Below are 20,951 nucleotides of genomic sequence, written 5' to 3' on the forward strand. Positions count from 1 at the left end.
TAGCTTTAGAGGCTGACAAGTTACCGCAGTTCCTGTTTTGTTCTGGATTTTCCGCCCTGTGCGGGATAGGGTCAGTTCGATCCAGATATTTTGACGTGCGGAGCCATTATGAGCTTGGATAAGAATAAGGCGATCGAGACAGCGGTCGCCCAGATCGAGCGTGCCTTTGGTAAGGGCGCGATCATGCGTCTCGGCGGCGATCAGGTGGTTGAGGTCGAGACAATCTCCACCGGCTCGCTTGGCTTGGATATTGCCCTTGGTGTGGGCGGTCTGCCGAAGGGACGGATCATCGAGATCTACGGCCCAGAATCTTCCGGCAAGACCACTCTGACCCTGCATGCGATTGCGGAGGCGCAGAAGAAGGGTGGAGTGTGCGCCTTCATCGATGCCGAGCATGCCCTGGATCCGAGCTATGCCCGCAAGCTGGGGGTCGATCTCGACGATCTCATCGTCTCCCAGCCGGACAATGGCGAACAGGCGCTTGAGATTGCGGACACCATGGTCCGCTCTGGCGCGATCGACGTTGTGATCATCGACTCCGTCGCTGCGCTCACACCGAAGGCGGAGATCGAAGGTGAGATGGGCGAGAGCCGTCCCGGTCTCCAGGCCCGCCTGATGAGCCAGGCCCTGCGCAAGCTCACTGGCTCGATCCACCGCACCAACACACTGGTGATCTTCATCAACCAGATCCGCATGAAGATCGGCGTCATGTACGGTTCGCCGGAGACGACCACGGGCGGCAACGCCCTGAAGTTCTATGCCTCGGTTCGACTTGATATTCGCCGGACCTCGACTCTCAAGGACCGTGACGAGCCAATCGGCAACCAAGTGCGCGTGAAAGTGGTCAAGAACAAGGTCGCGCCACCGTTCAAGCAAGTCGAGTTCGACATCATGTTCGGCGAAGGCATCTCCAAGATGGGTGAGCTCATCGATCTCGGCGTGAAGGCGAACGTGGTGGAAAAGTCCGGCGCCTGGTTCTCTTATGACAGCCAGCGCCTGGGTCAGGGCCGCGAGAACGCCAAGACCTTCCTGAAGGACAATCCCGAGATTGCGACCGACATCGAGAGCAAGATCCGCCAAAACGCTGGTCTCCTGATGCACGATTTGCAGGCAAACGATACCGGCGAGGCCGTTGCCGACGACGTGGCATAGTCAAGAGAAAGGCCGGTTGAAGAGCCGGCCTTCTGCTCAACCAGTTTCGGCGATGTGTTCACCGGCATTGAGCGTGGACGCCGAGCCCGACGAACAGCAGCAATCTCCTGAGCTACGACGCTCCGATGCTCCTGCTTCTTTGGAGAGCGCATCGTTCGAGCGGAAAAGTGGATCCGGTTAGGGCCAGCCTGCCTCAGTGGTGAGCCGCCCGTTTCTTATGAGACGTGCGATGCCGCTGGACGCTACCGGTGTTCTGCGGAATTCCAAGGATACCCTTGACCCCGCCGACGACGCCGCCCGTCACGCCGCCAACGGCACCGCCAACGGGACAAGCAGCCCGATTGCCCACGGCGGCTCCTTGCTCAGCGCCGCGTACGATGCCCTGCGCCTGAACAGCGGCAGGCAGAGCGAGAACAGCCAAACCAAGCGTGGAAAGCAAAGCATAGCTGCGTGCGGCCGGCAACCTGGTTTGATCCTGGGGACGGCGGCTCTGCCAAAGCTATCACGCGACGCCCTGTCCGCACAATTGCCACAAATGACCGCTGTTTTTCACGACAGAGACCCGATAAGGGCGGGAACATAGGGGCATTGACCGGCACTGCGTGCCGCTAATGAAAGTGTTTCGATGCAGGCTCTGCACCCGATTGAAGCCCCGACGGCTACGTCTCCTTTCCCAACTCATGCCGTGCTGAACCAGTCTCTCGATTCCGGTGAACTCAACTGGTTGGGAGAACGGCTGCGGATCGCCTATGGGCCAGTCGACGTTTCCCTCCCGCCTCGCTTGTCAGAACTCGTGGAGCGGCTCGCGCGCCTTGAGCAGCGCGAAGCTTAATGTTAAATCATTCCCTCATTACGCTTGCAGGCGCCTGCTTGCGACAGAAAGGAACAGACTCATGGCTGGTAAGTCTCGCGCGCGACCTTCGTTCAAGAAGCATACCAAACGCTACAAGGAGGTGATCGCCCCAGCCAAGACACTCGAAGGGATGAAGAACCTTACCAAGAAGAGGCGATACGCCAACCGCCACGGTTAGCCAAGTATGATCCCTTTCAGGTTCCGGAGAGCCTGATCGCATCGCTCGACATGTTCGGCGGCTCGCCGTTGTACCTCAACAGTGTTGCGGCAGGGTGCATCGACCTCTTCCTTGCAGAACGGGCAAATCATCGACGTGACCTCCTCGTTGATGAGTCTGTCAGGCCAACAAAGATGCACGATCAGGGTTCCGGTTAGTCATTTTCCGGTTCTATAGGAACAGGCACTGCTGGTGAACGCAGGAGCGGACGCACTTTGAAGTTGAGCATCCGAGCTTCACGCCGAATGCCATTTCGCCATCGGACGTCAGGATCCATGAGACGTCGGATCACTGTCATCAAAAAGCCAAGGTATCTGGCCTTGATTTCGATATGAGCAAAGCTCCAAAGCGCCCGCGCCAACGTGACAGCCTCAGACAGCAGGGTGATGTGGCTGGTTCGCAACCCCCGAAATCCTCCACCCGCAAGCCGCGCGTGGCTCCGAAGCGCAATGTCGACACGGTATCGGACTCCGTGAGCGCAGAACTGGCCAGAGGGGCGATGCAGGACCTAGAGGGCAGTTCTGTCCCAAGCGGAGGATCCCAACGGGGCGATCCTCTCGCCAGAGACGGGAGCATTGTCGCCGAAGGCGACCAGAACGTGTCGGATCAGCAAAGCCCGCACAGCGGGGTCGAGGACGAGCAGCCGGTACAGACGGTCGCATTGGCGGATCATGATGGTCCAACAGGCCTCAATCAGGGCATCGCGGGTGGTCTACCTCAACAGGCGAGCGAAGGCGCAGAGATTCCAGCTGACGTGAGGCAGGAATCAACTCAGCATCACCTCATTTCCTCTCATCCCGAATCGGACAGTGGTGGAGATGAGGAAGGCTCATCCCGCATGGCTGCTGAGGCGACACCGAATCGAGTGAGGAATGCGCCGGGACGGGTGAAGGTCTGGAACCAAGAGAGAATGGCGGGCGGGTTTCAGATGAACCATCAGACTGATGAGCGGGCAAACCCCATCTACATCCTTGCTGCCATCACTCTCGGCATTCCGGCTCTTCTGACAGTTCCCTTGATCGGATTGAATCCTGGAGTCCAGGAAGGCACTTTCACCACTGTTCTGGGCTTTGTCCTGCTGTCCGCCTTCGTGACGGCAGCGGTGTTCGAAATCAAGAGGCTCGTTGATCAATCGTCCGACGCTGATCACCACTAGAGCGTTTTTCGGCGAAGTGGATCCGGTTCGCCGTCAACAATGCGGCACAGGCAAGACGAGAGATGATTCCGCGCCCGTGGAAACGGCTCTCGAGCATCGGACGGACCCAGAGGGCCGCGTCAGCGACCCGAAGGGCGGCGTGAGCGAAAAGTGGACCCGGTTTTCGCTGGCGCGGCCCGCCGGGTCCGAGGCACTAGCCTCCCGATCGTTCAGGGCCGAGCAACGGCAACACCGTTGAATATGACTCAGAACTAGTCAAAGAAGCCGGCATCTTCGTCTTCAAGAAAACGCTTGGCGGCTTTAGCGTCGATATCGAGACCAAGACCCGGACCGGGTAGCAGATCGACCATCGAATCATTGACGATGCGGCCTGTCGGGAGCCCCAGGATGATCTCGTGCCACAACGGGTCCGATGCTGTAGGATACTCGAAGGCGATGTAGTTGGCCGGCAGCGTGGCGCACACGTTGATCAACGCGCCCAACCCCAGGAGGCCGTTGGCGGTGCCATGGGGCGCCATGAGGATCGAGTGCATGTAGGCGTGCTCGGAAACCCATTTGAGTTCTGCGATGCCGCCGACGTCAGCCGGATCGGGTCCGATAATGCGCACCGCTTGTGTCTCAATGAGTTCCTTGAAGTTGTGCCGCAGATAGATCTGCTCGCCGGTATGGATCGGCGTCGACGTTGACAGGGTCAGTTCGCGATAGGCTTGCGGATTGACCCACGGCACGTAATCGCCCGTGAGCATATCCTCGAGCCAGGCGATGTTGTATTTCTCGACCGCTCGCGCGAACTTGATCGCATCGGGCAACATCCAGCCTGGGCCGCAATCGAGCGCCAAGCTGACTTTGTCGCCCAGCACCTCCTTCATCGCGATGACGCAATCGAGCATGTGATTGAAACCATGCTCACTGATCGCGCCCTGGTCCATTGCACCGTGGTAGCCCGAGCGCGTCTGGCGCACGCCATAATGGAACTCGTCAACCGTATCCTTCATGTTTGAGTGAAAGCTGATGCCCTGCTTCACCATAAAGAACTTTTCGGGGAGCTCTGCCATCCACTTCACATCGGCAGCGTAGTCCTCCGGGCGATCACCCGTCCGCTTCCTGCGCATATTTCCGTTGTAGCAACGAACCTTGTCGCGCACTTTGCCGCCGAGCAGCTTGTACGTCGGGACGTTTGCCGCCTTGCCAGCAACGTCCCAGAGCGCATGCTCGATGGCGCTGACGGCCGCACCGTAGGGCTTGAAAGAGCCGCGCTGACGAATCTTCAGCATCACTCGCTCGACATCGGTCGGATCCTCGCCGATCAATGCTTCGCGAAAATGCATCACCCACGGCTTGATGTAGCCCTTGGTGTGTTCCACTTCGCCAAGCCCGTGGATTCCTTCGTCGGTGGTAATGCGGACAATCGGATGCTTGCCAATAACGGCGCAGCGCAAATCGGTGATCTTCATAGCTGGTGCCTCTTCGTAGGACGGATGAGCGGAGTGCGACGGCCGGGTGCGATCCTGATGACCGGCGACAGGCGCCGTTGCGATGCCGGCAGGCGCGCTGGCCTCTCGAACGGCAGTGTCAACTCCAGGTGCGGTCCCAGGAATACTCGTGGTCCCAGTGGTCTGTCGGTTGCCAGATGCCGGCGACACCCGGCTGCAGATGCTGGGTGATGACTTCATCAACGACATCATCGATGCCGAGGCCCGGACTATCGGGGACATTGATGAAGCCATTCTTCACCAGCGGCTTGGGGAGACCCGTCACGATGTCATCCCACCAAGGCACATCGACCGAGTGATACTCAAGCGCCATGAAGTTTTCGGTGGCCACGGCGACATGGGCTGCAGCCATCGCGGCGATAGGACTTTCTGCCATGTGGATCGCCATGGCGACGCCATACTCCTGCGCCATGTCGCCGATCTTCTTGGTTTCCAGAATGCCGCCCGACGTGAGCAGGTCAGGGTGGATCATCGAGATTCCCGCCCTGAGCAGCGGCTCGAAGCTCTCTTTCAGATAGATATCTTCGCCCGTGCAAATCGGAACCGATGTCGCCGCCTGCAACTGCCGATACTGTTCCGTGTATTGCCATGGAATCACGTCCTCCAGCCAGGCCGGAACGTATTTTTCGATGCGTTTGGCGAGCCTGATGCCGTTTTGCAGCGAGATATGTCCAATGTGATCAATGGCGAGCGGGATATCCGGGCCGATGACCTCTCGGACCTCGCAAATGTACTGTTCGAGATAATCGAGGCCTTTGTCCGTAAAGTGGAGACCGGTGAACGGATGACGCACATTCTGCGCATCATAGGCGGCATTACGCCGTCGGCGCTCCTCCGGGGTGTGCGCCCTGCCTTGCGCCGCATGCGAGCGGAAGCCTTCGAGAGTGCCGGCGGGCGCCACTACGGCGCCCGGCAAGTCGGCAATCTGCATCAATCCAAGATCCATCTTGAGGAACGTGAAGCCGAGATCCATACGCTCTTTGAGACGGATGCCGGTCGCCGTGCCACTGGGTTGCTCCGCATCGGTGTCGCAATACATGCGTACCTTATCACGGAACTTTCCGCCCAGCATCTGATAGATCGGCACGCCATAGGCCTTCCCGGCTAGGTCCCACAAAGCGATCTCGACAGCCGAGACGCCGCCGCCCTGCCTCCCGTGTCCACCAAACTGCTTGATGCGCCGGAACAGACGGTCAATGTCGCACGGGTTCTCGCCGAGCAGTCGGCTCTTCAGCATCAGCGCATAGGTCGCGCTGGCGCCGTCGCGCACCTCGCCAAGACCGATGAGACCTTGATTGGTGTATATTTTGACCAGGACGGATGTGAAAGGTGCGCCGACGATCTCCGCGACGCGCATATCGGTGATACGAAGTTCCGACGGCTTGGAGAACGGATTGACTCGATTCAGCGCCTCGTCGGCGCCATCCAGGTTTGGCATGACGGCATTCTCCCTGTTCCGGATTTTCGGTCCGCGCGGTCGACCGCGGCCGGTTCACCGGCGTGTGTTGCTGGATCGCAGGCGTTACGCACTCTCGACCGCTCCGTGGCCTGCGCGCCGGAAGTTTGACAACTCCGGCGCCGGCTCGACGCACTTTGCTCAGGATGCCTCAGTCGACGATGTTGGCCTCGAGGTACTCGCGGTTCATCTCGATGCCGAGACCCGGTGCGGGGTTGAGCTTGAGGCTGCCGTTGGAATTATCAAGCGGCACGTTGATGAGGGGATCATATTTGGAGAGGTTCCATTCCGACGTTTCGAGCTTGTAGAAATTCGGCACCGTCATCATCACCTGAGCGCCAGCCACGACATTGATCGGCCCGGCGGCGTCGTGAGGCGAGACCGGGATGTAATAAGCCTCGCATAGCGCCGAGATTTTCTTCAGCTCGGTAATACCACCAGTCCAAGTCACGTCGGGCATGATGTAGTCGGCCAGCTTACCCTCGAGAATAGGGACGAAGTCCCACTTCGTATGTCCACGCTCGCCCCAGGAGATTGGCACATTGACCTTCTCGCGCACCTGCTTGAGGGCGTTGATGCTTTCCGGCGGGCAGGGTTCCTCGAACCAGTCGATGTTGCCGGCGTCCTCGAGGGATCGGCAGAGGCGGATTGCCGTTGGCACATCGAAGCGGCCGTGGGCGTCGATCAGAATTTCGATCTGAGGTCCGGCCGCTTCGCGAATGAGTGCTGTCAGCTCGGCGGCCTCGCGCTCGTCGTGGCGCGTCATGCTGCCGTCGAGGTAGCCGTCGCGCTGCTCACGCGCGATGCCGTCCACATGTGGGCCCTGCAGAGGGAACGGATCGAACTTGAGCGCGGTATGTCCCGACTTCACAATGGCCTGGATCTCGGCGACGACGGCTTCCTTGCTCGTGAACTTGCGCTGATCAGGATGGGTGTAGAGTGCAATCTCGTCGCGCACAGGTCCGCCGAGAAGCTCGTATATAGGCTTTCCGAGTGCCTTTCCCCGGATGTCCCAGAGGGCGATGTCGATGGCGCTGAGGCACTCCACCGCAGCGCCGCGACTCCCCATGTAGGTGAAGCTGCGAAAGAGCTTGTGCCAAAGGTGTTCAATATGCGCGGGATCTTGACCAGCCAATGTCGAGCTGATCTGCCGTAGCATCGCCGCCAGTGCGCGGTTTGCAATCTTTGTTGTCGTGGTGATCTCGCCCCAGCCGGTAATGCCCTCATCCGTACTGACTTCAACGAACAGGAACTCGCCCCAGTAGGAGGCGGCCGACTTGATAAGCCACGGTGTGACGCTGGTGATCTTCATGTGCTCCGCTTTCCTGTGAGGTTGAGAAAAGATTGCGAACGGGGAAGCAAACCTACCCTGCCTGGGCTGCCGTCATAGCCCGCATATGCTCGAGGATATGAAGTCCTGACCCTTCGACGTGCCGCGCCACGAGTTCGGCAGCCTGATCGGCGTTGCCTGCCTTGATGTGACTGATCAACTCACGATGGTCGCTGATAATCTGCGCTCTTCGCGCAAGGGTGAAGCCGAACCGGCGGCTGACCGCTCGGAGCACCTCTCGGTGTTTCCACCACAGTTCGGTAGCATGTCGATTGTAGTGCCGCTGGTAGATCAGGGTATGAAATTTCGTGTCGAGATCGCTGTGCAGGATCTGGTCGGCGAAATTATTGGCTTCGATCTGGCTTTGCACCGCCTCGAGTTCCGCGATGTCGGCCTCCGTGGCCATCCCGACGAACCAACGCGTCAGGGACGGCTCGATCAGCACGCCGATCTCGTAGATGTTGCGAATGAAATCCCGGTCGATCGGCCGGACGCGCGCGCCGCGATTTCGCGTGAAGATGACGAAACCTTCGCCGCGCAGGAGTTGCAGCACCTCCCGAACCGGCGTCGTCGAACTGCCGTGACGCTTGGCGAGGTCGGCAACGACGAGACGCTGATTGGCCTTGAGCCGCCCCGACACGATGTCCTCCCGGATCACCTTGTAGAGCAGCGCCGTGGAAGCGGTGGAGGCACCGATCGGATCGATCCCCAGAGGTGGCGCCGCCTGATAGTCGCTCGCCTCCTTCAATTCTACCTCCAATGTCCAGATCATATGTCAACTGGCCGCGACAATATACGATCTGAACCGATTGACATACAAGTACAGTTCTGTAATCGTTGATCAATTGGAGCATCGAATAAGAAAAAGCTCCGCTTGGGATGGAAGCCACAGTGCCAGTGTGCGCTGGCCTGGAAGAATTGGAGGGACTTGATGTCGACCTTTAACTTCGGCCGCGCCATTCGCGGCGGCATTTCTACGGCTGCCCTCACATCGTTCCTGATGTCGTCGCCCGTGTTGGCCGCGCCCCCCGTCGACCTGAGCAAGTGGTCGCCGGAATATGTGCGTTCGATTGCAGGCACAAAGGAATTTGACACCGCCGCCGACTGCAGCAAGGTCACGCCCCTCGACTACAAAGGTCGTCTAACGTTCTGGTACCAAGGTGTGTTCGAAGGCGACCCTGACCTCTTGCGGCAGTACTACAAAGACTTCTTTGTGGCTTTCCGAAAGACCTATCCCAACATAGACCTGCAGGACCAGGCGCTCACCTACAATGACTTGCTCGACAAGTTTCGCACGGCCCTGCTCGGCAACGCCGGGCCGATGATGGTGCGGCTGCAGATCCTGGGCGGCGTCGAATTTGCCTCCAAAGGATATCTCCAGGAACTGAAACCCGAAGACGTCGGCTACGCAACAGAGGATTTCTGGCCCGGGGCCATGAAGTCGAACATGTGGAAGGGCAAGACGTACGGCATCCCGACCAACAACGAGACGATGGCTTTCATCTGGAACGCGGACATCTTCAAGCGGGCCGGTCTGGATCCCGAGCGGCCGCCGGCCACCTGGGACGACGTCGTCAAATATTCCAAGCAGATCCATGACAAGCTCGGGATCGCGGGCTACGGACTCGTCGCCCGCAAGAACGCCGGCAACACGCCCTACCGCTTCTTGCCACAGCTCTGGGGCTACGGCGGCGGCGTGTTCGACGAGACTGCGCAGAGCCCGACCTACGCGAAGGTCCAGATCAACTCCCCGGCGAGCAAGCACGCCCTGCAAGCGTCGTACGACATGTATGTGCGCGACAAGTCAGTACCGGTTTCCGCATTGACAAACCAGCAAGCCGACAACCAGCCGCTTTTCCTGGCGGGTCAGCTCGGCATGATGATTTCGCACCCGTCGGACTACGACGTGATGCTGGATCTTAAGAAAAAAGCTTCCGGGACTGATGTCCAGAAAGCTCAGACCGTTATCGACAACATGCGCTACGGACTGATCCCGACCGGGCCGGACGGCAAGCGCGCGGTCGTGTTCGGTGGCTCGAATATGCACATTCTGAAGCCGGAATATGTCGATGGGGGCAAAGTGGACCTGCCGGCCGCCAAGGCGCTCGCTTGTTTCTGGACGAGCCCGGAATGGTCGCTGAAAATGGCCTATGCCGGATCAAACCCCGGCAATCTGAATGGCTTCAAGACGAAGTGGATGAAAGAGCGCCTGGACAATATCAAGTTCCTTGACGTCACCACCTCAATGCTGCCTTACGGGGTCCCGTTCCCAACGATTCCCGAGACGCCCGAAATCATGAACATCGTTGTGCCCGATATGCTGCAGAATGCGCTCACGGGCGCGCTGACGGTCGATCAAGCCGCCGACGATGCGGCCAAGAAGATCAAGAACATCATGGACGGCGGAAAGCTCTAGCCAGCTTGACCGGCGGCGATCGCCGCCGGTCTTTTTTCCTCACAGGGGAAGGGCACCCCAATGACCATGGCGACGGGCCTAGCTGACGCTCCACTGGAGGTAAAAGCGAGGCGTTTCGGCTTCCTTCGGCAGGCATGGACCCATCGCTCCGACTATCTCTACGTTCTGCCCGCGATTGTGGTGATGCTGATCGTGATCGCCTATCCGATCTACTACACCGTGGAGCTATCGTTTTTCAACACACCACCGAGTCTCCAGCTGCGCGACAAGGAGTTTGTCGGCATCGACAACTATGCGCTGATCCTGCGTAGCGACGTGTTCTGGCGCGTTACTGCCAACACATTCATCTGGACTCTCTTCTCGACTGTGTTTGCTTTCATTCTGGGGCTGGGAAGCGCGCTCGCTTTGAATCATGAGTTTTTCGGCCGTGGTATCTTGCGCGCTATCCTCATCATCCCATGGGTCATCAGCGCGGTGGCCGCATCCTATATCTGGAAGTGGATTTATCATTCGGATTTCGGCCTGGTCGGCGCCGTACTGGTCGGCCTTGGGCTTGCCGAACGACCGCCTAATCTCATCGACAGCGTGGGCACCGTTCTACCGTCGCTGATCGTCGTGAACGTATGGCGTGAGTTTCCGTTCGCGATGATCATGCTGACGGCCGGCCTGCAGACCGTTCCCGACCAACTGCTTCGGGCCGCGAAAGTTGATGGCGCCAATGCGTGGCAGCGTTTCTGGCATGTCACGTTCCCGCACCTTCAGGGCGTATCGACCGTAACGATCCTGCTGCTCGCGGTGTCGAACTTCAACTCCTTCATCATTCCCTGGATCATGACCGGGGGTGGCCCGTCGAATGCTTCTCATATCTGGATCACCCATATCTACGAGCTTGCCTTCGGACGCCAGCGGTGGGGCATCGCGTCAGCCTATTCGGTGCTCTTGTTCCTCATTCTGATGACACTGGGCTATTTCTATGTGCGTGCTCTGAGTGGCGGCGAGAAAAAGGAGCGCGTTGCTTGATGTCGACGGCCAGCATTGTCAAGACCAGGGCAGGCAAGCGGATCGACGCCTGGCGCTGGGGTGGACGGATCTTCCTTGTGATGATGCTGCTTTACACAGCGGTGCCGATGGCATGGATGTTGTTGACGTCGATCAAGTCCGGTTTCGCGGCCATGCAGCTCCCGCCCCAGTGGTTTCCCAACGAACCCACGCTCGCCAGCTACGAGAAGCTGCTCGATCCAACCAACAGCGTCGGACAGGACTTTCTGCGCTTCTTCTGGAACAGCCTTTTTGTTTCGACCACGACGACGATGCTCGCGGTCGCCGTTGCCGTGCCTGCGGCCTACGCTTTCTCAAGGTTCGACTTCCCAGGGCGTAAGTTCCTCTTCTTCGCGGTGCTGCTGCGCAACATGTTCCCCGCGGTGATCTTTCTCGTGCCGCTCTTCATCCTGATGCGGCTGCTCGGCCTTGTGAACACGCACGGCTCCCTGATTCTAACCTATCTCACGTTCGGCCTACCGCTCGCGATCTGGCTGCTCAAGGGCTTCTACGACAATATTCCCTATCAGCTTGAGCAGGCTGCGCGTATCGACGGCGCCACCCGATTCCAAGCGTTCTTTCTGATCGTCATGCCTCTCTCAGCGCCGGGAATTATCGCCACGGCCATCTATTCCTTCATTGGCGCTTGGAACGAGTACATCTTCGCCTACACGTTCCTCAACAAGAACGAGCAGTTGACGCTGCCGGTCGGCATTCAACGCTTCTTCTCTGAGAACACGACGGACTTCCCAGGCCTCATGGCGGCCAGTTTTATCATGAGCCTGCCGGTCGTCGTGCTCTTCCTCCTGCTGCAACGCTACTTTGTCCGGGCTCTCACTGAAGGTGCCGTCAAACATTAGAGGAACGCTTTCATGGCCCATGTGGTCTTGGAGAATCTGGTTAAGACCTATGGCGCCTTCACGGCCGTCAACAACGTCTCACTCAAGGTCGAAGACGGTGAGTTCGTTGCGCTGGTCGGTCCGTCAGGATGCGGCAAGACAACCACGCTCAACTTGGTCGCCGGGTTGATTCCGGTCACGTCTGGCGAGATCGCGATCGGGGACCACGTGGTCAACGATATGGACCCGAAAGATCGCAACATTGCGATGGTGTTCCAGAACTACGCGCTCTATCCGCAAAAATCGGTCTACAAGAACTTGGCGTTTCCGCTGCAAATGCGCAAGCTCCCTCGCGACGAGATTGATCGGAAGGTCAGGGAAGCCGCGCGTGTGCTCGACATGACGCACTTGCTTGAGCGGAAGCCGCGTGAGCTATCCGGTGGACAACAGCAGCGCGTGGCCCTTGGCCGGGCACTGGTGCGCGATCCGGCCGTCTTCCTTATGGATGAGCCGCTCTCCAATCTCGACGCCAAGCTGCGCGTTCAGATGCGCTCCGAGATCAAGCGCTTTCACCAGGATCTCAAGGCAACGATCATTTACGTGACGCACGATCAACTCGAAGCCGTCACCATGGCCGACAAGATGGCCGTGATGAATGGTGGTTTCCTGCAGCAGTACGATTCGCCGGCCCAAGTCTTCGCCCATCCGGTCAACATGTTCGTGGCCAGCTTCATCGGCAGCCCGGCGATGAGCCTTATCCCGCTTGAGGCATCGACGGTCGATGGACAAACGGTGTTGACCGGCGCGGAAGGCTGGACCATGGCGCTCTCGCCGCTCAACGCCCGGAAGGTGCAGCGCTCGACCACCCGGAAGATCGTGCTGGGAGCACGCCACTCCACGATCAAGCTGGCCAAGAACGCGTCCCCGAACGCGATCCCCGCCAAGGCCTACACGGTGGAACCAACCGGGGATGTGACTTTCGTGCAGGCGTTACTGTCGGGGGCTGTCGTCAACATAAGCGTGCCGCCCAACGTCGCCATCGCACCGGACGAACAGATCTGGCTCGAGTTCGACCAGGAGCGCATCCACCTTTTCGATGGCGCGACCGAACTGGCCTTGAAGGCCGATTGAGGCGAGTCAGTCCGATGTGACCTGGGGCACAGATGACTTCAAAGCTCAAGATCGCGGCAATCATCCCCTACCCATTCCGGGTCTGGATCCGGAACCAGATGCTCGTGAAGGTCGAAACTGATCAGGGTGTCTTCGGCTGGGGTGAAAGCCCCCGAGGCGTGCTCGATGTCCTGAAGGAGCCGATCCGGGACGAGACGCCCGAGGCCTGTGAAACGCTGGGGACCCTTACGGACGTTCTTTTTCCATCGGCGAAGAGTTTTCCAGGAAGTGGCAGTTTCTGCCCGATATCGAGCGCGGCATTCACCAGTTTGACCGGAACGACGTTTGCAACGTTGGTGGGCTCACCAGGGCGACGAAGGTGGCAGGCTGGAGCGAAGCGCCCAATGTCGCTTCGATGCCGCACAATCCGCTTGGTCCTGTCTTCACAGCCGCCTTGGTGCATATCGCCGCAGCGGTGCCTAACTTCGCCTGGCTCGAAACGAGAGCCGCTGAGACGAAGCTGGGCTTTGACAATTCAGACTTCTTCCCGGTCCAGTCGCGCCTTGATGGTGCCGAGTATCCAGTCAGCGCCCTTGTCGGACTTGGCGTGGACGTCAACGAAACTGTGGTTCGGGCGCAGAGCCTGCGTTTTTGGGAAGCGCCGCATCTCAGACGCCGCGACGGATCTGTCACTCACTTGTAACCCATTCGACCGAGGGGACAATGACACAAACATCGGACATCTCAAGGCCTGCCAAAGAACTGATCGAGGGGCTCAAGGAAATCGGTGCCGCGACCGTCGCCGGCACGCTTGGACACATGGGGTTTCGCAATCCCCACATGGTGGGTCCGGTTGCGCAGAACCCTGGCAAGTCGATCGTCGGCCCGGCTTTGACTCTTCAGTTCCTGCCCCAGCGCCCCGACCTCTTTTCCGAAGGTGAGTATGCCGATCCGGAGACGCAGCTGCACCGGCACGTGCTGTACCACGTACAGGAAGGTGATGTTGTCGTAGTGGACGCGCGCGCCGACATGAGTTCAGGGGTTTTCGGCGACATGATGAGCACCTATTTCAAGGGCAGAGGCGGGGCAGGGATTATCATTGATGGGTGCATGCGCGACCGGCCCAATGTCGCGCAACTGGACCTTCCGCTCTGGTTGCGCGGTTGGACACCCAACTACCATGTCCAGACAAGCATCTATCCCAACGCCGTGAATGTTCCCATCGCATGTGGCGGCGTGACCGTGATGCCCGGCGATATCATCGTGGCCGATGACGACGGGGCTGTAGTGGTGCCCGTTACCATGGCAAAGGCGGTGATAGAAGAGGCACAGAAGCATCATGAGTGGGAAGTGTTCTCACGAATGAAGCTGTTGGAGGGGGCGCCGTTGCAGCGGTACTACCCGTTGCACCCGGATGCTGAAGAAGAGTACCAAGCTTGGCGAGCCTCTCATCCCAGGTAACTTACGCGAACCTCGCTGGCGATCAGTGATGCCTGCAGAAGAGGCCAGGCTAGTAACAAAATGGAAAGCTGCAACCGCTTCGGGGCGCTCCGCTTCGAAAGACAGGGTGGGCCTCGACGGCAGCGCCGATCGAATGGGTGCGTCAAGTGGGCTCGGCCGGGGCGGACGTTCGGCGGGCCCACCCTCCGGCGTAACGGGGAAACCGATGAAGATCACCGACGTCAAGACGGCAGTTGTTGCCTATCACGGTCAGGCGACGCTGATTAGGATCGATACCGACATGGGCATTTCGGGATATGGCGAGGCCAACCCCGATGCCGGCGCTGCGGCGATCGTGGGTCTGATCTCCGAGTTGAAGCCGGAACTGGTCGGAGAGGATCCTCGCAACGTCGAATCGTGCTGGGAGAAGATCCGGCGCAAGCACGTTTTCTCCGGAGCACAATCGGGCATCTTTCTGATCGCGCTCAGCGGTATCGAGATGGCACTTTGGGATCTCGCAGCCAAGGCGGCGGATCAACCGTTGTACCGCATGTTCGGCGGCAAGTTCCGTGACCGCATCCGCCTCTACGCCGATTGCGGAGACGGAGACGATTCTTCAGGATCCCCGGAGGGTTGCGCCGTGAGAGCGAGGCGTATGGTCTCGGAGGGTTTCACAGCCCTCAAGTTCGATATCGACAATCTGGAGCACCAGGCGAAGTTCGACGCGGCCAATCACACCATTAACGGCGCAGAACTGCGCTCGATGATCGAGCGAGTGACTGCAGTTCGCGACGCAATCGGGCCGGACATCGATTTATGCATCGACCTTCACGCACGGTACGATGTGCCGAGCGCCTGCCGCATTGCCAGCGAGATGGAGCGCTTCAGTTTGCTTTGGCTGGAAGAACCGATCCCGGCAGAGAATGTCGAAGCGCTGAAGCAGATACGTATGCGCAGCAAGACACCGATCTGCGTCGGTGAGAACCTCTATCTGCGCTGGGGGTTTCGCGAACTCCTTCAGGGGCAGTGCGCCGACGTGGTGATGCCGGACGTTCCCAAGTGTGGAGGGCTCTCGGAGAGCCGGAAAATCGCGCATCTCGCGGAGATCTACTACCTTCCTTTCGCTCCGCATCTCGTATCCACTCCGCTTGGCACTATGGCCACCTGCCACGTCTGCGGTTCGGTGCCGAACTTCCTCGTCCTCGAGTGGCACGCCCTTCAGGAGCGCGAGGTGTGGGACAGCTATGTCCATGTCCCTCACGGTGGAAAGTCGATTGTCCATGACGGGCACATCGCCTTGCCCGATGCGCCGGGCATTGGCGTCGAATTGAACCTCGAAGGCGTCCGCAACAACGCCGTCGCAGGCTATGGCGTTTTTGATTAAGGCTTCATGCGTCGCCGCCCGCAGCTCCAAAGTCCCAGAGGTCGCCTATGGGAAACACCGTTGCCGTAACTTGATAATGGCATAATGGATCCGATTTAACCGGCCGCTCAGGCGGCAACACCGAAGAGCTGATTGACGAGACGAATTTCGCTTGTCGCTCCACGTTCCCGCTGGATGCTGTGGCCGCGGCTGATCATGCGCATGGCTTCGAAACCCATCACAGTTGCGGCGGCGGTTTCCATGCTCTGGAAGCCGCGCGTCGGACGGATCACGCGCTTGAGCGCGCCATGATTCGCTTCAAGGATGTTTTTCGAGTATCTCGTGCTGCGGTGTCCCACATCGTCCGGCATCAGCTCTTCGTTGTGCAGGCGCAGGAAGCGATACGCTGGACCATTATCACGCCGGCCGGACAGCATGGAGGCAAGGAGCCATCCCGCAGGCAACCGGGTGCGGCGAGGACCGCTTGTTTGAACGCATCAAGAACCCGCCAGATCGCGACGGGTTTCCTCAAGATGAATCGTCGAAAGAGAGAGGTCCGGTAGTGGCACTGGGCTGACCTTAGCCTTATGACGCAAAGTTATTACTTAACCTTGACGCTCGCCCGGGTTGAGTTGGCCGATGCGGCTGGTACCAGCACGGTCCATTTCAACCGAATCCTGCAAGATCTGCAGGCGGACGGCCTGATCCAAACCGCAGACGTGCCGGTGCACATCTCGAGCGATCAGATGTTGCGGGCGGCAGGAGACGTCGACCCGCTTCACGGTCACATGGGGCCGGATGATGAGTACAACCTTGACCGCTCCGTCCGTGCGGGAGGTGACGGAGTTGCCGCCTAGAGCTGTTTCCACTGGTGTGGAATCACCTCTCTTCTTGGCTGTGCCGCATTTTTTAACGGCGAACCGGATCCACTTCGCCGAAAAATGCTCTAAGGGCCTGAGACTGCCATCCCGGCCCGCTCAGCACCCCTTCAAGGCCGCGCTTGCTGGATCAAGCACGCTCGCCAAACGTTAGTATCTCATAGTTGAATGATGTTTTTGGATAGATTGATGAGTATGCAAGATCTGGAAATTCATGCAAAAATCAGAGATGCTGAGGCGGAAATTGACCGTATTGAGAGGCTGGTGACGACTGCTATCTGCGTGACGGTGCCCATCGCCATAATCACCTACTCGGCCATTCTTTGAGCGCGGTTCCCGAGATATTTTATCGCTTCGCCCTGGAATAACCCGCCTGCCACTTCCGTTCAGCCCTCATGAGCGCGTGCATCTCAGGCAGGAACGTCTCATGGTTCGTTTTCAAGGCGTAGAGGATTCCCAAGGTGTTCATTCATGCACATCAGGCGTGGAGGCGAAACCGTCATTCAAGCGTGCCTCGATTCTGTTCGTCGCGTCCCTGGGCTCTTCGATTGGAACACGTCTCTTGCCGGCCAGCCTCGGGCAAGTGATCGGAGCCTCGGCATGATGCCGACACATGCAGATGACGCTGGCGTATCCCCGATGCGGCGTAAGGCGTCCGTGGGATTGTGGGCCGGGATGATGGTGTGCTGGAGCAGCCGAGCTTGACCGCGAATACTCCTGCCGAGACTCGTCCTTCGCGGGATCTGGCCGTGATCCAGGCGTTTCTCTACAACGCCGACGGACACGACAAGGAGGTCGAACTCGACCAGCAATGCCTTGTCGGCCTCGACGAGCGGACGCTCCTGTGGGTGGACGTCAATGGCCGAGACCGCAACGAGGTGGAGCATCTGACCCGCCTCTTCGATCTCGACCGCGGCTCGAGCCGGGAACTGCTCAATCCGCAAGAGGCGCCCTATCTCGACAATTACGGCGAGTACTTCCAGTTCGACGTCGTCAGCCTCTCGCGCGGAGAGAACGGCAACGGGGATCGCGCCCTCACCAAATGGCTCCCCGTCCACCTGGACTTCCTCGTCGGCCCGCGTTGGATCATCACCGTTCACGATGGCGAGTTGCCCTTCCTTCAGGCTTTCCGTGACCAGGGCAAGGGCGAAACCGTGATCGGAGCCCTCACCCCGCCGGCGCTCGCGGCCTCGCTTCTGGACTGGCACCTGAGCACCTACTTCGAGGCCGTCAGCGAACTTGAGGAGTTTCTGGACCGGCTCGACGAGGCGATGCTGGCGCACTCGGCACGCCGCAGCCTGCTGGCCGGTGTGGTGGGGATGCGACGCAAGGTCTCCCAGCTTCGTCACTTCCTGAACCAGCAGCGCCCCATCTTCTACGGCCTCTCGCGTCCGGACTTTGCTCAGATCTTCGAGGCCGACGCGGCTGCGCATTATCAGTCGCTCGAGCGGCGGTTCGAGCGGGCCGTCGACGCGGTCGACCATGCCCGCGAACTGGTGAACGGCTCGTTTGAGTTGTTCACGACCCGCACCGCGGAGGCGACCAACGACCTGGTCCGGCGGCTGACCTTCGTCACGGTGATGCTGGGTGTGATTGGGGCGGTGGCGGGCGTGTTCGGCATGAACTTCGAGACCCCCTACACCCAGACCGGCGTCATCGGCTTCTGGGTTGTCGTCGGCGCCTTGGGGGCCTTCATCGGCATCGCGGCCGGTCTGGCCCGTCGCAGAGGGTGGATCTGAAGGGGCACCTGAAAGTATCGCTCACGCCCCGGCCAGTGCTGCAGGTTCGAAGCGTCTCGCATGACACGCCTGAGAAGTGAGGCCGAGGGTAGCAATCCTCATGGGACCAAACGGTCCGAAGGGGCTACGAAGGTCCGAGATGCGGCCCGTACCGCCACACGCTGTCAGTGCCCTGGCGATCCGGGTTGGTATCGGGTTGGCTCATATGCTGCATAAACAGCAGACGAAGTCTGTCGGCAGGCCGCTGCTGTCGCTCGCGGAGCAGTTTCACCTGCTCGCCGCATGAGGGAACTGCAGTGCATCTGCGGCTTTCTCGCCCGTAGGCAGGATTTACGCCAGAATCAACAAGGTTCATATGGTCGTCTGGCCTGCGCCGTCGCGTATCCTCGGTGTCACCCACGGGCGTATCGAAGAATCCAATTCTCGGAAAAGCGCAATGGCATCGGCTTGGCTGAGGGTGATATCGATATCATCCCAGCCGTTCAGAAGCTTCGTCCGCCAGACAGGATCGATGGCGAATGGAATCGAGATTTCTTTCGCAGAGATCGTCTGCGTCTCAAGATCCACGGTCAGTTCCGCATGAGTCTCCTGGAGAAGCCCGATCAGTGCCTCACCGTCTCTCTCGCCCACTTTGGCAGGAAGAAGGCCGTTGTTGACGGCATTGGACGCGAAGATGTCGCCGAAACTCGGCGCGATCACGCAACGGATTCCATAATCCACGAGGGCGTAGACAGCAGCCTCGCGTGAGGAACCCGCCCCGAAATTGCGTCTTGCCACGATGATCTGCGCAATGCGATGGGGCGTCTGGTTGAGGGGGAAGTCGGCGATCTCCGTACCGTTGCCCGAGAAGCGCATGTCGTGAAGCAGGTAGCCGCCATAGCCTTCGGCTCGTGAGCGCTTCATGAAGCGGGCCGGGATCAGCTGGTCGGTGTCGATATTGGCGTAGGGCAGGGGACACGCCGGGGCGGTGAGGCGCTGAAAGGGCTGCATCAGGATCGCTCCTCGATCAGGGGACGGACATCGGCGAGGGATCCGGTCACGGCGGCTGCCGCAACCATGGCCGGCGACATGAGATGGGTCCGTGCGCCGGGTCCCTGACGGCCCTTGAAATTGCGGTTGGTTGTCGACGCGCAGCGCTCGCCGGACTGCACGATGTCGCCGTTCATCCCCACGCACATGGAGCAGCCTGGCTCGACCCATTCAAGCCCGGCTTCCTTGAAGATCCGGTCGAGGCCTTCCGCTTCCGCCTGCTGCTTCACCAGGGATGAGCCGGGCGAGACGAGGCCTGGCACCATTGCCTTGCGGCCGGAGAGCACCTGGGCGGCCGCCCGCAGATCCTCGATGCGGCTGTTCGTGCACGAGCCGATGAAGACGCGATCGATGGGAACTTCGGTCAGTTTCTGTCCCGGCCTGAGATCCATATAGGCCAATGCGTCCCGAATCTGGGCAGCCTTGCCCGGATCCGAGATCGCCTCGGGATCCGGCACTGCCATCGTGATCGGCAGCGCATCCTCGGGGCTGACGCCCCAGGTCACGACCGGGGCGATCTCGGAACCATTGAGGGCGATCTCACGGTCGAACTCCGCATCCTCGTCGCTCTTCAGCCGCAGCCAATCCTCCGCTGCACGCTCGAAGTCGTCGCCCGCAGGCGCAAAGGGACGGCCACGCAGGTAAGCGATCGTCGTCTCGTCGGGAGCGACCATGCCGCAGCGCGCACCGGCTTCGATCGAGAGATTGCACAGTGTGAGACGCCCCTCCATCGACAGCGCACGGATGGCGGAGCCCGCATATTCGACCGCATGTCCCTGCGCGCCGTCGGCACCAATGCGCGCAATGATCGAGAGGGCAATGTCCTTGGCGCCGATTCCGGGCGCCAGCGTTCCATCGACGGCGATGCGCATGCGCTTTGGCTTTCGCTGCCAGAGCGTCTGCGTCATCAGCACATGAGCGACCTCCGAGGCGCCGATGCCGAAACCCCATGCGCCGAAGGCGCCATGCGTGGAGGTGTGGCTGTCGCCGCAGACGATGAGCAGGCCCGGAAGCGTCAGGCCCTGCTCGGGACCCACCACGTGGACGATGCCTTGGCGCGGATCGTTGAGTCCGAACAGCAACACGCCGTTCTCCAACGTGTTGCGCTCCAGCTGATCGATCATGTTCTGGATGGTGGGATCGATGCTGCGTCCGGAACGGCGCGTCGGCACATAGTGATCGGCGACGCCGAAGGTGAGTTCCGGGTGCGCAACCCTGGCGCCGCGCTCCTTCAGCTTATTGAAGGCATGGAACGAACCCTCGTGCACGAAGTGGCGATCGACCCAGAGCAGGGTCTGTCCGTCCTCCCGCGTCACGATCGCGTGGCTATCCCATAGCTTGTCGAACAGGGTCCGCGGACCGGAGGGGCTTCCCGCCATATCGCTCTCCCGAATGCGCTCTCATGGTCATGTCAGAGCATCGCCAGTATTTCCAAAGCGGCG

At 59.8% G+C, this 20,951-nt stretch carries 19 protein-coding genes and 1 pseudogene; 13 read left to right on the plus strand and 7 right to left on the minus strand.

Translation table 11 applies throughout. The annotated features are described in order from the left end of the window. Nucleotides 1–108 precede the first annotated feature (108 nt). The 3 genes from recA (at nt 109) to OCW50_RS14620 (ending at nt 3,378) form a co-directional block, all read left to right on the plus strand. The gene (recA, locus tag OCW50_RS14610) at nt 109–1,152 is read left to right on the plus strand and encodes a recombinase RecA (RefSeq protein WP_262298067.1); all 1,044 of its coding nucleotides are present in this window, start codon (nt 109–111) and stop codon (nt 1,150–1,152) included. 229 nt (nt 1,153–1,381) lie between these two features. Further along, nucleotides 1,382–1,735, plus strand: coding sequence for a hypothetical protein (locus tag OCW50_RS33375; RefSeq protein WP_373371398.1), 354 nt, complete (start codon nt 1,382–1,384; stop codon nt 1,733–1,735). Between the two features lie 818 nt (nt 1,736–2,553). Next, nucleotides 2,554–3,378, plus strand: coding sequence for a hypothetical protein (locus OCW50_RS14620; protein WP_262298069.1), 825 nt, complete (start codon nt 2,554–2,556; stop codon nt 3,376–3,378). A 251-nt stretch (nt 3,379–3,629) separates the two neighbouring features. Here OCW50_RS14620 and OCW50_RS14625 read toward each other — a convergent pair whose 3' ends face one another. From OCW50_RS14625 to OCW50_RS14640, 4 genes are all read right to left on the minus strand, one after another. After that, nucleotides 3,630–4,832, minus strand: coding sequence for a mandelate racemase/muconate lactonizing enzyme family protein (locus tag OCW50_RS14625; RefSeq protein WP_262298070.1), 1,203 nt, complete (start codon nt 4,830–4,832; stop codon nt 3,630–3,632). Nucleotides 4,833–4,950: 118 nt separating this feature from the next. Next, complete coding sequence (locus tag OCW50_RS14630; RefSeq protein ID WP_262298071.1) at nt 4,951–6,309, minus strand: mandelate racemase/muconate lactonizing enzyme family protein; 1,359 nt, start codon at nt 6,307–6,309, stop codon at nt 4,951–4,953. Between the two features lie 169 nt (nt 6,310–6,478). After that, nucleotides 6,479–7,639: a mandelate racemase/muconate lactonizing enzyme family protein gene (locus OCW50_RS14635; RefSeq protein WP_262298072.1), complete on the minus strand. Its 1,161-nt coding sequence runs from the start codon at nt 7,637–7,639 to the stop codon at nt 6,479–6,481. 52 nt (nt 7,640–7,691) lie between these two features. Next, nucleotides 7,692–8,405 carry a GntR family transcriptional regulator gene (locus OCW50_RS14640; RefSeq protein WP_262268757.1) on the minus strand — a complete coding sequence of 238 codons (714 nt, stop codon included), beginning with the start codon at nt 8,403–8,405 and terminating at the stop codon, nt 7,692–7,694. 183 nt (nt 8,406–8,588) lie between these two features. On the opposite strand from OCW50_RS14640, the gene OCW50_RS14645 reads away from it, so the two are divergent. The 7 genes and pseudogenes from OCW50_RS14645 to OCW50_RS14675 all read left to right on the plus strand — a co-directional run bounded on the left by OCW50_RS14645 (nt 8,589) and on the right by OCW50_RS14675 (nt 15,884). Next, nucleotides 8,589–10,073: an ABC transporter substrate-binding protein gene (locus OCW50_RS14645; protein WP_262298073.1), complete on the plus strand. Its 1,485-nt coding sequence runs from the start codon at nt 8,589–8,591 to the stop codon at nt 10,071–10,073. A gap of 60 nt (nt 10,074–10,133) precedes the next feature. Then, nucleotides 10,134–11,093 (plus strand): carbohydrate ABC transporter permease, encoded by a 960-nt coding sequence (locus OCW50_RS14650; protein ID WP_262298074.1) that lies wholly within the window; start codon nt 10,134–10,136, stop codon nt 11,091–11,093. Beyond that, nucleotides 11,093–11,971: a carbohydrate ABC transporter permease gene (locus tag OCW50_RS14655; protein ID WP_262268754.1), complete on the plus strand. Its 879-nt coding sequence runs from the start codon at nt 11,093–11,095 to the stop codon at nt 11,969–11,971. Before OCW50_RS14650 ends, OCW50_RS14655 begins: the two co-directional genes overlap by 1 nt. A 12-nt stretch (nt 11,972–11,983) precedes the next feature. After that, nucleotides 11,984–13,081 (plus strand): ABC transporter ATP-binding protein, encoded by a 1,098-nt coding sequence (locus tag OCW50_RS14660; RefSeq protein ID WP_262298075.1) that lies wholly within the window; start codon nt 11,984–11,986, stop codon nt 13,079–13,081. Between the two features lie 152 nt (nt 13,082–13,233). Next, nucleotides 13,234–13,763, plus strand: a pseudogene (locus OCW50_RS14665) (enolase C-terminal domain-like protein); the annotation flags it as partial. 20 nt (nt 13,764–13,783) lie between these two features. Next, nucleotides 13,784–14,521 (plus strand): ribonuclease activity regulator RraA, encoded by a 738-nt coding sequence (locus tag OCW50_RS14670; RefSeq protein WP_262298076.1) that lies wholly within the window; start codon nt 13,784–13,786, stop codon nt 14,519–14,521. Nucleotides 14,522–14,726: 205 nt separating this feature from the next. After that, a complete protein-coding gene (locus tag OCW50_RS14675) occupies nt 14,727–15,884 on the plus strand; it encodes a mandelate racemase/muconate lactonizing enzyme family protein (protein WP_262298077.1) in 1,158 nt (385 codons plus the stop codon). Nucleotides 15,885–15,991: 107 nt separating this feature from the next. Here the strand turns inward: OCW50_RS14675 and OCW50_RS14680 are convergent, their stop codons facing one another. Next, nucleotides 15,992–16,300 (minus strand): DDE-type integrase/transposase/recombinase, encoded by a 309-nt coding sequence (locus OCW50_RS14680; RefSeq protein WP_262298078.1) that lies wholly within the window; start codon nt 16,298–16,300, stop codon nt 15,992–15,994. Between the two features lie 150 nt (nt 16,301–16,450). Between OCW50_RS14680 and OCW50_RS14685 the strand changes: the two genes are divergently transcribed. The 3 genes from OCW50_RS14685 to OCW50_RS14695 all read left to right on the plus strand — a co-directional run bounded on the left by OCW50_RS14685 (nt 16,451) and on the right by OCW50_RS14695 (nt 18,480). Next, nucleotides 16,451–16,720 (plus strand): helix-turn-helix domain-containing protein, encoded by a 270-nt coding sequence (locus OCW50_RS14685; protein ID WP_262298079.1) that lies wholly within the window; start codon nt 16,451–16,453, stop codon nt 16,718–16,720. Nucleotides 16,721–16,930: 210 nt separating this feature from the next. Beyond that, nucleotides 16,931–17,068 carry a hypothetical protein gene (locus tag OCW50_RS14690; protein WP_262268748.1) on the plus strand — a complete coding sequence of 46 codons (138 nt, stop codon included), beginning with the start codon at nt 16,931–16,933 and terminating at the stop codon, nt 17,066–17,068. Between the two features lie 374 nt (nt 17,069–17,442). Next, complete coding sequence (locus OCW50_RS14695; RefSeq protein ID WP_262298080.1) at nt 17,443–18,480, plus strand: magnesium transporter CorA family protein; 1,038 nt, start codon at nt 17,443–17,445, stop codon at nt 18,478–18,480. 351 nt (nt 18,481–18,831) lie between these two features. Here OCW50_RS14695 and leuD read toward each other — a convergent pair whose 3' ends face one another. Together leuD and leuC are read right to left on the minus strand one after the other, a co-directional pair. After that, on the minus strand, nt 18,832–19,470 hold the full coding sequence (leuD, locus tag OCW50_RS14705) for a 3-isopropylmalate dehydratase small subunit (protein WP_262298081.1): 639 nt from the start codon (nt 19,468–19,470) through the stop codon (nt 18,832–18,834). Continuing rightward, nucleotides 19,470–20,888 (minus strand): 3-isopropylmalate dehydratase large subunit, encoded by a 1,419-nt coding sequence (leuC, locus tag OCW50_RS14710; protein ID WP_262298082.1) that lies wholly within the window; start codon nt 20,886–20,888, stop codon nt 19,470–19,472. Before leuC ends, leuD begins: the two co-directional genes overlap by 1 nt. Between the last annotated feature and the right edge of the window lie 63 nt (nt 20,889–20,951).

The organism is Microvirga sesbaniae, from assembly GCF_025460805.1.
Taxonomy (GTDB): Bacteria; Pseudomonadota; Alphaproteobacteria; order Rhizobiales; family Beijerinckiaceae; genus Microvirga; species Microvirga sesbaniae.